Origin of the sequence: Burkholderia sp. HI2714 (assembly GCF_002223085.1) — a bacterium.
Taxonomy (GTDB): domain Bacteria; phylum Pseudomonadota; class Gammaproteobacteria; order Burkholderiales; family Burkholderiaceae; genus Burkholderia; species Burkholderia lata_D.
The window spans coordinates 1-9,298 of the sequence record NZ_NKFM01000001.1; the positions used below are offsets into that span (position 1 = coordinate 1).

The window sequence follows — 9,298 nt, forward strand, 5'->3', positions numbered from 1 at the left end:
CGGGTTGGCGTACCCATGCACTTGCCATTTCGATGGGCGGCGGTGTTGACGCGCGCGATTCAACTCGCGACGAGGTCGCGTTGCGCGCAGCTCGAAACGACCGCCTGAATTTCGCATGTCCGACTAATGACTGTGGCACTGTACATTGCCGCCAAGACAGGGGCATTTTGCGACCGCCGTGACTGGTGGTGCATCCTCCGTTAAAATCGCCGCTTTAGAGGGGCACAAGTATGACCGTTTTCACCATAGGCTACGAAGGACTGGACATTGACGCGTTCATGTCGTTGCTCGCTGAGCACGGCATCGACACCGTCGTGGACATCCGCGAGCTGCCCCTGTCGCGCAAACCCGGGTTTTCGAAGAAAGCACTGGCTAGCGCGTTGAATCTCTCCGGCCTCGAGTACGTCCATATGGTCGACTTGGGCTGCCCTAAGAAGGTGCGCGACCGTTACCGTGAGGATGGCAACTGGAAGCGCTACACCGAGGGTTTCCTAAAGCATCTCGAGACGAAAGAAACCGCCATCTCCGATCTGTCGGACTTAGCGAGTACGTCGAACTGCGCGCTACTGTGCTATGAGGCCGACTTCAACTTCTGCCACCGCTCGATAGTGGCCAATGCCGTGCGTGACTACTGCGGCGCGGACGTCGAACACATCAACGCTGCAGACGCTAGAACAACGAACCCTGCATTTCTTCGACTGGCTTTCGCTTAGGCGGATAAACCAAACTAATGATCAGCCACTGGTCTTGGAACCGGTGCTGATTGCCCATCAAGAACATCAAATCCTTTCCGCCGAGCGATTCTTCCAGCTTGGCGCGGAACGGCGCTTCCCAAGCGACGCCGTGGCTACGACGACAGTTCCAAAACAACGCGCCAGCCTCCCAATCGACGATCTTGTGCTTGTGCTCCTTTTCGCCCTCCGGCGTATCACACACATACCGATAATAGAAGTCGAACGGTACCTTGCGAAGTTCCACCACCTGCCGTTTCGCCTCGGCCTCGGAAAAGAGATCGCCCTGCATCTGCTCACGCATCAGCTTCTCTTTTTCCTCCTCCGTCCACTCCTGGTTTCGGGCCTTGGTGATTTCAAGGCCGAGCAATCTCTTTGGGCGCAGTAATGCAATCGACAAGCTGTCGCCGAGCCGTCCAGCTTCGACGGCATCAAAGCTGTCGAAGGATGGGATCTTGGCCAACCACTCCCAACGGGTGGCCCACTCCTTCTTGGTGCCTATCACGTCCCCACAGCTGATCGTGTCGACGTAGAGCTTATGGCTCTCGGGTCGATGATCCTTGTTGGCTTTCTCGACTCTGACTTCGATCCACTGCCATTTTTTGAATTGCTGGCCTTCTTCGATCATCCGGAAGGGCACGGGGTACAAGCGGCGCATTGAGCCGTCCTGGCTTATGCCTGCCACGCAGGACGTCTCAACATACTGGGCACTGGGCGAGGGGTACGTCTTCGCCAAGATCAAGATGCGCTCTAATCGATCCAAAGCCATAGTTATCCCCCTCGCTTTCTCTTCTATTACCTTACATCAGAACCCGATAGTGTCGCTTGTCTGCATCGGACGACTTGAGGATGCGGTACTCCATCCCGCTGGCCACTGCGATCTGCTGAGCGAAGTCCTTCTTGGCTTGCACCACCGCGTCCTCGATCTGGTTGTCGGCCTTCACCTCAACGATGACGTACTTCAGGCTACCATCCGGCTCTTCGCGCTGGAAGATAAAGTCGGGGTAGTAACTACGCACGGTGCGCGAGTCTGGGTCGATGTACTGGATGAAGAAATCAGACTGGCCGTGAGTCAGCATTCCAGTGAAGTAGATTTTCCTCACCCGCTGCTCACGCAGCAGGTCCCAGAACAGCCAGTTCTCCGAGCCGGAGTCAAAGCAGTAGGTGTCGAGGTGGAAACTCTTCGCGCGCTCCTCGTCCTTAATCTGCGCGTCGTTCATCCGGACGATCTTGTCCTTGGCCGCCGACACCTCGTAGTAACCGTTCGGGGGCATCTTAATCAGATCGACTTCGTGCTCCTCGGTTTGCTGCGACTCGTCAAGTTCGTAGAGTTGGCGGAACAGGCGCGGGATGATCTCGTCAAACAGCAGCTCGTTGAACTCATTGGTTATCGCCACCAGCTCGTCAGTGCCTTCCTTCGTCGAGTCCAGCAGTTCCTCTATGTCGAGTGGGGGTAGATTGAGGTAGCGTGACGCCTCCGCCACCAGCGTCATCCGTGAGAAGATGCGCTTTTCGCGGCGTTCGGTCAGATCGAAGGTGCGACTGCCCGACGCGCGTGCGGCGTCGGCGGCGGTCAAACCCTCCTGCTGCGTTTCGATTAGCCGGTACTTCTCAACTAACTCCGCCCACCTCTCTCGGCTAGAGCGTTCAGGGACCAGTTCCTGCCCAGGAACAAGCTGCTTTTCGCGCATCTGGTATTGCTTGCGCACGCGCACGAGCTTGATCTTGACCGGCGGCTCCATTACGCGTACTTCCACGCGCTGCTTGTCGCTGCCCGTCTTTTGCAACTCGTCGGCACTGATGCGGAAGTTCTGTTGTAACTCGTCGTTAAGGGTATTGAGGTTGTCGTTCGAGAGGAAGACATGGCCAGTGTGTTGGGCCTCGCCGATGGCGCGCAGGCAACGCATCGTGGCCTGCAGCACGAACACCTTGGACTTCGGCTCGCGGAACAGGCCAACGCCGAACAGCGAGCGGCAGTTCCAGCCTTCCCGCCCCTTGTTGACCAGCAGGACGAACTGCTTTTCCGAGCCTTCGGTGTCGAGCCGATTGAACTCGCGGATGTCGTCGTTGGTGGTGAGCTTGTCGTCACCCACATTGACCAGAATGCGCGAGGTCGGGATACCGTGCTTGATAAGCGCGCGCTCAACCGCCGGTTTCAGCTCGCTTGTCAGCTCGTCGATAGTGGCAGCGAAGAAGGCCAACTTGGGCAGTAGACCTTCCGGGCGCAGTGTGCCGGACTCCTTCAGGAAGGCTTCGACGGTGACGTCCACGAACTCCTCGGTGCGGGTGCTGTTGTAGCCGTGCAGAAGCACCTTCTTCAGGAAGCCCTTGTCGATGGCTTCCTTCAAGCCGTAGGCATACACCACCTCCGGCAACACCTCGCGCCCAACGTAGGGCGTACCCGTATAGTTGTAGCAAGCCACCACGCGCGTACCCGCCGCGTTGAGGCTGGCGGCGAGAATGTCAATGGTTGTGCGCAGGCTGGTGTCCGTCTCCTTCACACCGACGCCCATGTCCTTGGCGAGCGCCTTGCCAAAAGCGTGATGGGCCTCGTCCACATAAATGCCCAACTGCTCCAGACGGCGTAGCTTCTCGAACCGCTGGTTGGTGGTCAGTTCGCCCTCTTCTTCCGGCTGATCGAAGTTGTAGAGGTCGGCGGCATCGGCATAGACGCCGGTGGCGGCGAGCGTGTCGCCAGTAGCGCCAAACAGTTTGTCAATGGAAGTCTTTTCCTTATGCTGGCGCTTGAGGATGATCTTCTGCGTGTTAGAGACGATGATGTTGAAGCGCGAGCGATCCAGCGTGTCCAGCGACGTGCCTGCTTCTTCAAGGTAGTGGAAACGCAGGTGCGTGGTTAGGAAGTTGACGTACTCCGGCGGCACCACGAGGGTCAGGTCGAACGCTTCGATCTCCTTCAGTGATTGCAGCACCGTCTTATCCGGTGCGAACACTAGGGCGTTGTGACAGTAGCGCGCATCCTTCTCGAATTTATTGCCCAGTAGGAACTCGTAGAAGATGCAGGTCGCCATCAAGATGGTTTTGCCGGTGCCCATCGTCAGCGCGAAGATGTAATTCGGGTAGGCACGCGAGTTCTTGCGCATCTTCTCGAACAGCACCTTGTACGAGCTCAATTCCAGCTCATCCGTCTCACCGAACTGGAACATCTCTTGCCCGGCGGTTCCGAGAAAGGAACCGAACTTGCGACCCTCGAACTTGCCGCTACGCTCGTACCATGCCTTGAAGATCTCCTCGACCTTGGAGTTGCTCAGAAATTCCTTCAGAAAGACGTAGGTTTCCAGCGCCTCGAACTGCGGCTGTCGGAGGAAAGCCTTTGGGTTGCGCTCCGGATTATTGAAGTCGAGGACCTTGCGCGTCAGCTCCTTGTAGTTCTGGCGGATCACACCCCGGTTGTCCTTGTAGAACTGCCACAGAAAGCGGAAGAAAGCGAAATCCAGCGACGCGCCAGACGAGCTAGCCACCTTGCCGTTGGCCTTGATTGCCGTGCGTTTAGTCGCCATTGCTAATGCTCCCTTCCCACGATTCCGAGAGCAGATCGGTGATCTTCACGCGAATGGTCCCGGCGTCTTCTGGCACCTTGTACGCGCCCTTGACCAGCTCGTTCTTGCCCGGAATGTCCACCACCACCGGTTGCAGCACCGCACCGTCGTAGTTCCAGTCGATCAGCACCGACTCGACCAGTTCCTTCCAATCCTCGACCGACTCCTTCTGGAGCGAAAGCTTCTGCAGCAGGTTCATCGGATAGAACTTCTCGATGACCAGTTCCCCCTTGTTGACGGACAGTTTGGCCTGCGAGTCTCGCTTGAACTCCAGATCGGCCTTGTCACGCAGGATGTCAACCACGTCCACGTCGATCTTGAAGGGCTTGGCAGCCAGTTCCAGTTGCGCGCGCAGGTCGGGCTCGTGACCCATGCAGACGAGGGTGATCTTCTCGACCGGGCGGTTTGGGCTCTCGTTCTGCCGGCGCTCCCACGCCTTGTAGTCAAAACCAGCAATCAGCTCATTCAGGTCGGCACGCGTGGCAATACGGTTAACCGGCATGATCTTGACCATGCGTCCGTCCTTCTCGCCATCGAACACGGTACTGAACTCCAACTTCTGCACCTCCAATGCTTCGATCAATAGTTCCTTCGCCTGAATGGGGTTGCGAAATACGTCGTAGTGGTTGACGTTGAAAACATCGAAGCCGGTGTAAATCTTCAAGTCGGCGTCGATCGTCTTCTGCCTCAATTCATCGGCAACGCCAATCAGTCGCTTGGTGGTAATCTGAATTGCACCGAGATTTATGTCTGCACCGATAAAGCGACGCCCCAGCTTCATCGCTACTGCCTGAGCAGTGCCAGATCCCATGAAGCAATCAAAGACAATATCACCTGGGTTGCTCGATGCTTTGACAATTCGCTCGACCAATGCCTCAGGTTTTTGAGTCGGATACCCGACCAACTCTGTGGATTGGTTATGAATCTTACTGATATCAGTCCAAATATCCTGAAGTGGCATACCTTCGTATTCGCTCTCGTACTTCTTCAGACGCGGCACGCCACCAACTTTCTTCGGCCAATGCAGGCGACCATTCTTTTCATGCTGTTCCAGGGTTTCGAGAGGGCAGCGCCAATTTGCCCGAACGCCCTTGAATTCATAGAGGTACCCACCGCCACTCAGTCCATCAGCGGACAAGCTCAATCGCTGGTATCGCTCCTTGCGTTCTTCGTCATAGCAGTCGAAGAATGTATCTAGATATTCTTCACTTGGTGCATGGAAAACCTCATTCCACGTTCGCGTCTTGTTGTTACGTCTCGATCAATTTGAGGCGGAACAGGGGGTTTTTGTCTCGCGTACGTCGAGCACGATTTTACGAACATCGCCGCGAACATCGCGAGACACGGCACCTATGAGATAGGCCGGTACTCCTCTGTTATCGTGAGACGGTTTCCACACCAGTCCACGAACGCAGAACAGCCCGGCCTATGCTTCGGATCGTACATTCGTTTCCGGCAGGAATGTCTGAACGCACATTGGTTCTTGTCATTGGCCGACGCGCAGAGCAAAATCGACGACTGGCGCACGTACTATAACGAGGTTCGCCCCCACTCCGCACTGCAGTGGATGACACCCGCCGAATTCGCCCGTCAGGCAAGGAAATCCGCCTCGCCTGACGACTCAACCAAGCCGGAAATCTCCACTTCCGACCGGGACTAATTCTGGTTCAGGGTCATCCGCCGGAAATCTCCACTTCCGATCGGGACTAATTGCGGTTCAGGGTCACTCCATGAAAACGGAACGCATCGGTTATAAGGGATCTGCGGTGACCCTGCTGGACCGGGCCAGCCTTTCGTAGACAGCGATCAGCTGACGCTTCGTTAGTCCCCGCACGCAGTTCGCCACGAATTGCGCGAGCGACTTAGGGACCCGCTCGCGAGGGAAACTGGGTGGCAGTGCGAATGAAACCAGAAGCAACGTCGTAGTCGTTCCTGTCGCAGGAGAAAGGCGTCGAGGTAAGGTTAGCAGACCACCATCGTGATCTATGACTGCCCGGCCGGTGGCATGATAAAGAGGCGCTCGTCCCACACCACGGGTTGAGGATCTGTCACGACGATTCGCGCCGCGTCAGGATGTGCCGGATTCACCAGCACGTTGGACTCTGCCCGGACGACTACTGAAGGGATGATTAGGAGCGCTGTCCTCGATTCGGTCAGCCATGCGTCGCCGAACTGCCGTGCTACTTGCAGTGCCGCCGCATCCCATTCTCTCGGCAACGTTTCTGCCGTATGGTGTTCGACGCTGACATCGTCGGGAACAGTTGCTTCGACCCAACCGTGCGTTTTCGGCACCTTCCCGATTCGCGCATGCACGAGTACCTCGAGCATTGCACCTGCGAAGGTCAACGCCGCATAGATGACGGGCCGCCCCGGACTATTAAAGCGGCCACCGACGAGCATCGCGCCGGTGCCGCTCCAGATCGTGTGTCGCGTATCAGCGATGCGAACCAACTTCATGCCGGCAGCCCGTAGAACAGCTTCCAGAGCAGTTCTTCGACCCGACGCGCACCGAGTTCGGTCAGCGCGACCTCGAGCGGTGCCCGTCCCTCCAGTTCAGGGTGAGGCGTCGACAGAAATTCACGTGCGTCTTCTTCGTCGTTCCAGACGTAGGTGGTCGTCGCAACGATCCGCGCCAGGCGCTCGGTTTTCTCGGATTCGTCTTGCGTCAGCCGATCACGGCGCCGCTTGTAAGTAGCCTCGGGGATGATGCGGGCAAGCAGCGCGCGGCGGGCGTCGGCACCTTGCGTCGCATGTTCGACGCCGGCGCGCAGCGCAGACTTCGGCAGGCCGTCGCGCACGAGCGCCTCTAATTCCGCCAGCGTGTGCGGGACCGGTCGCAGTTCCATGACCGCAGCCACGGCTTCAGGGGTAACGAGTGACATGACGGCTCCCACTAAGGTATCAGATGATACGAAATTATAGACCATTTGATACCTTTACGAAGCGGATTCGGCAACGGCAGGTTGAATTGAGCACTTCAAGCCCCGGGCCGCCCTTTAAGTCGCTCGGCGCGCCTCCAAGTGGTCAGGCGCCCCAATCCTGCCCCGCCTCGCCCGCCGGCTCTAGTGGGTTTTTGCGCGCGGGCATGTTGGGGTCGTCTCAGAAAACGGAATTTAAAGTACGTTAAGCCTGCGCCGAGGCTGGCACCCAGCGGTACAGCGTAGGAACGGACACGCCGAGATTCTTGGCCACGTCCTTTGCAGGCACGCCGCTGGCCAGCAGCTTCTTGGCGGATTCGATCTTGCTCTCGGTCATCTTGGGCTTGCGTCCACCTGTGCGACCAAGCTGCCGGGCGACATCCAACCCGGCGCGGGTACGCTCGATGATTAGCTCACGCTCCATTTCAGCGAGGCTGGCCATGACGTGGAAGAAGAACCGGCCAGATGGCGTGCCGGTGTCAATGGCGTCCGTCAAGCTCTTGAACTGGACGCCCTGCCTGTGCAGTTCGCCGACCAGATCGACCAATTGTTTGACGCTGCGCCCCAGACGATCCAGCTTCCAAACCACGAGGGTGTCACCCTCGCGCAGCATCTCCTGTGCTTTTCCTAAGCCGGGGCGGTCAGCCCGCGTACCGCTCACCTTGTCTTCAAAGACTTTTTGGCACCCGGCCTTAGTCAAGGCTTCACGCTGCAACTCCAGGTTTTGATCCTGCGTCGAGACACGGGCATAGCCGATTAGCATGGCTTGTCTCGCGCGCGCTCGGTGACAGTGCGACGGCTATCGTTGAGGTTGTCAGCCAACGCGGTAACCACTGCCCGGATTTTTGTCGCCTTCTCAAAATGATCGAACCGGTGGGTTTTGATCCACCACACAGCCGCTTCCATCAGAAGCTCGGGATCATCATTTTTGTTGGCAAAGAATGCATAGAACGACAGGCCAACGTTAGCGCCTTTTTCCGCGATCTTTCGATCACAAATCTCCAATATCTTTTGCTGCAAGGCGGGCCTAATTGGCGATTTGCTATCGTCCATCATGAGACCCATCCTCTATCTCATGGCCATAACGGTCTTCAGCGTTTTGGCGCACAGCGGGCAGTTGCTTGAGCAATTCCGGTAGTGCTGTTTGCACGGTGTCTCACACCACATCGAGGTTGATGTCGAAGTAGCCGTGGGCAATGCGGTTGCGCATGCCGCGCATATTGCGCCATGGTACTTGCGCGTGTGTTAGGGCGAATTCGGCATAACCATCCATCACCTTCGTGACGGCCTCACCAATGATGATGAGGCTCATGATGACGGCCTGCTGAGTGCGCTTGTCCTCAAGGAAATCCTCTTTGGCCAAGCCCTCTACGAAGCCGCACGCATCTGTGGCTGCCTGCTGTATGTGGTCGAGGTAATCGTGAAGACGGTGTTCGCTCATACCGGCTGCGCCTCCGCGAGCACTTTGGCCCGGAACTTCGGCGGCAAGTCAGTCGGCGTCAACAGATCGACGTGGATACCGAGCAGCGATTCAAGTTCGTCTTGCAGACCACCCAGGTCGAACAGGGTGGCACCAGGTAGTGCATCGACCAGCAGATCAATGTCGCTGCCGTCCCGGTCGGTGCCATGCAGCACCGAGCCGAATACACGCGGGTTCGCCGTGCGAAAGCGGCTAACTGCTTCGCGCACTGCACTTCGCTTCATATCAAGCACAACGGAGGGTCGCATGAGCATCCTTTCTTATCGAAACTCATTGCAATGGTAAGGGATCGAGAATAGTATTTCAAGAACTATTTTCGAGAATCGCAACGCCTTGAGTTCGCATGTCACGTTGGTGGTCTGGTGCGGCCTCTCAAAATCCCTCGTTTTCAAGAAGAAGGAGACTGCATGCCCCGTCGTTCGATCTTGTCTGCCACTGAGCGCGAAAGCCTGTTGGCACTGCCCGATGCCAAAGATGAGCTGATCGGCTTTGTTCGACAGGGTATGCGCTCAGTTGGTTGCGGGCGCAATTAGGCTGTCTTGACGCAAATCGCCTTGCCGAAGCTGTTCCACCGGTTCACGAGGTTCGCAATGATCACGCCCTCGCGCTGCT

9 protein-coding genes and 2 pseudogenes are annotated in these 9,298 nt (G+C 57.2%); 2 read left to right on the forward strand and 9 right to left on the reverse strand.

Translation table 11 applies throughout. The features are described from left to right. Window positions 1-230: 230 nt before the first annotated feature. The gene (locus CFB82_RS00005; protein WP_089444698.1) at window positions 231-713 is read left to right on the forward strand and encodes a DUF488 domain-containing protein; all 483 of its coding nucleotides are present in this window, start codon (window positions 231-233) and stop codon (window positions 711-713) included. On the opposite strand, the gene CFB82_RS00010 is transcribed toward CFB82_RS00005, so the two are convergent. The 3 genes from CFB82_RS00010 to CFB82_RS00020 all read right to left on the reverse strand — a co-directional run bounded on the left by CFB82_RS00010 (window position 670) and on the right by CFB82_RS00020 (window position 5,432). Next, on the reverse strand, window positions 670-1,389 hold the full coding sequence (locus CFB82_RS00010; protein ID WP_256978633.1) for a hypothetical protein: 720 nt from the start codon (window positions 1,387-1,389) through the stop codon (window positions 670-672). The genes CFB82_RS00005 and CFB82_RS00010 overlap by 44 nt on opposite strands. Before the next feature lie 142 nt (window positions 1,390-1,531). Continuing rightward, window positions 1,532-4,249 (reverse strand): TnsA endonuclease N-terminal domain-containing protein, encoded by a 2,718-nt coding sequence (locus tag CFB82_RS00015; protein ID WP_089483140.1) that lies wholly within the window; start codon window positions 4,247-4,249, stop codon window positions 1,532-1,534. Then, window positions 4,239-5,432 carry a DNA methyltransferase gene (locus tag CFB82_RS00020; RefSeq protein WP_256990260.1) on the reverse strand — a complete coding sequence of 398 codons (1,194 nt, stop codon included), beginning with the start codon at window positions 5,430-5,432 and terminating at the stop codon, window positions 4,239-4,241. Before CFB82_RS00020 ends, CFB82_RS00015 begins: the two co-directional genes overlap by 11 nt. A gap of 303 nt (window positions 5,433-5,735) precedes the next feature. Here CFB82_RS00020 and CFB82_RS00025 point away from each other — a divergent pair. Then, window positions 5,736-5,948 (forward strand): annotated as a pseudogene (locus CFB82_RS00025) (integrase core domain-containing protein); the annotation flags it as partial. 323 nt (window positions 5,949-6,271) lie between these two features. Here the strand turns inward: CFB82_RS00025 and CFB82_RS00030 are convergent. From CFB82_RS00030 to CFB82_RS00055, 6 genes and pseudogenes are all read right to left on the reverse strand, one after another. Further along, window positions 6,272-6,745 (reverse strand): RES family NAD+ phosphorylase, encoded by a 474-nt coding sequence (locus tag CFB82_RS00030; protein WP_089483141.1) that lies wholly within the window; start codon window positions 6,743-6,745, stop codon window positions 6,272-6,274. Then, on the reverse strand, window positions 6,742-7,170 hold the full coding sequence (locus tag CFB82_RS00035) for an antitoxin Xre/MbcA/ParS toxin-binding domain-containing protein (RefSeq protein ID WP_089483142.1): 429 nt from the start codon (window positions 7,168-7,170) through the stop codon (window positions 6,742-6,744). Before CFB82_RS00035 ends, CFB82_RS00030 begins: the two co-directional genes overlap by 4 nt. 241 nt (window positions 7,171-7,411) lie before the next feature. Beyond that, on the reverse strand, window positions 7,412-7,969 hold the full coding sequence (locus tag CFB82_RS00040) for a recombinase family protein (RefSeq protein WP_089483143.1): 558 nt from the start codon (window positions 7,967-7,969) through the stop codon (window positions 7,412-7,414). Then, complete coding sequence (locus CFB82_RS00045; RefSeq protein ID WP_256990261.1) at window positions 7,963-8,262, reverse strand: DUF6500 family protein; 300 nt, start codon at window positions 8,260-8,262, stop codon at window positions 7,963-7,965. The genes CFB82_RS00040 and CFB82_RS00045 overlap by 7 nt, the downstream gene beginning before the upstream one ends. After that, window positions 8,249-8,647 (reverse strand): annotated as a pseudogene (locus tag CFB82_RS00050) (HepT-like ribonuclease domain-containing protein). Before CFB82_RS00050 ends, CFB82_RS00045 begins: the two are co-directional and overlap by 14 nt. Continuing rightward, window positions 8,644-8,934 (reverse strand): nucleotidyltransferase family protein, encoded by a 291-nt coding sequence (locus tag CFB82_RS00055; protein WP_089483145.1) that lies wholly within the window; start codon window positions 8,932-8,934, stop codon window positions 8,644-8,646. The pseudogene CFB82_RS00050 and the gene CFB82_RS00055 overlap by 4 nt, the downstream one beginning before the upstream one ends. Window positions 8,935-9,298: the final 364 nt, after the last annotated feature.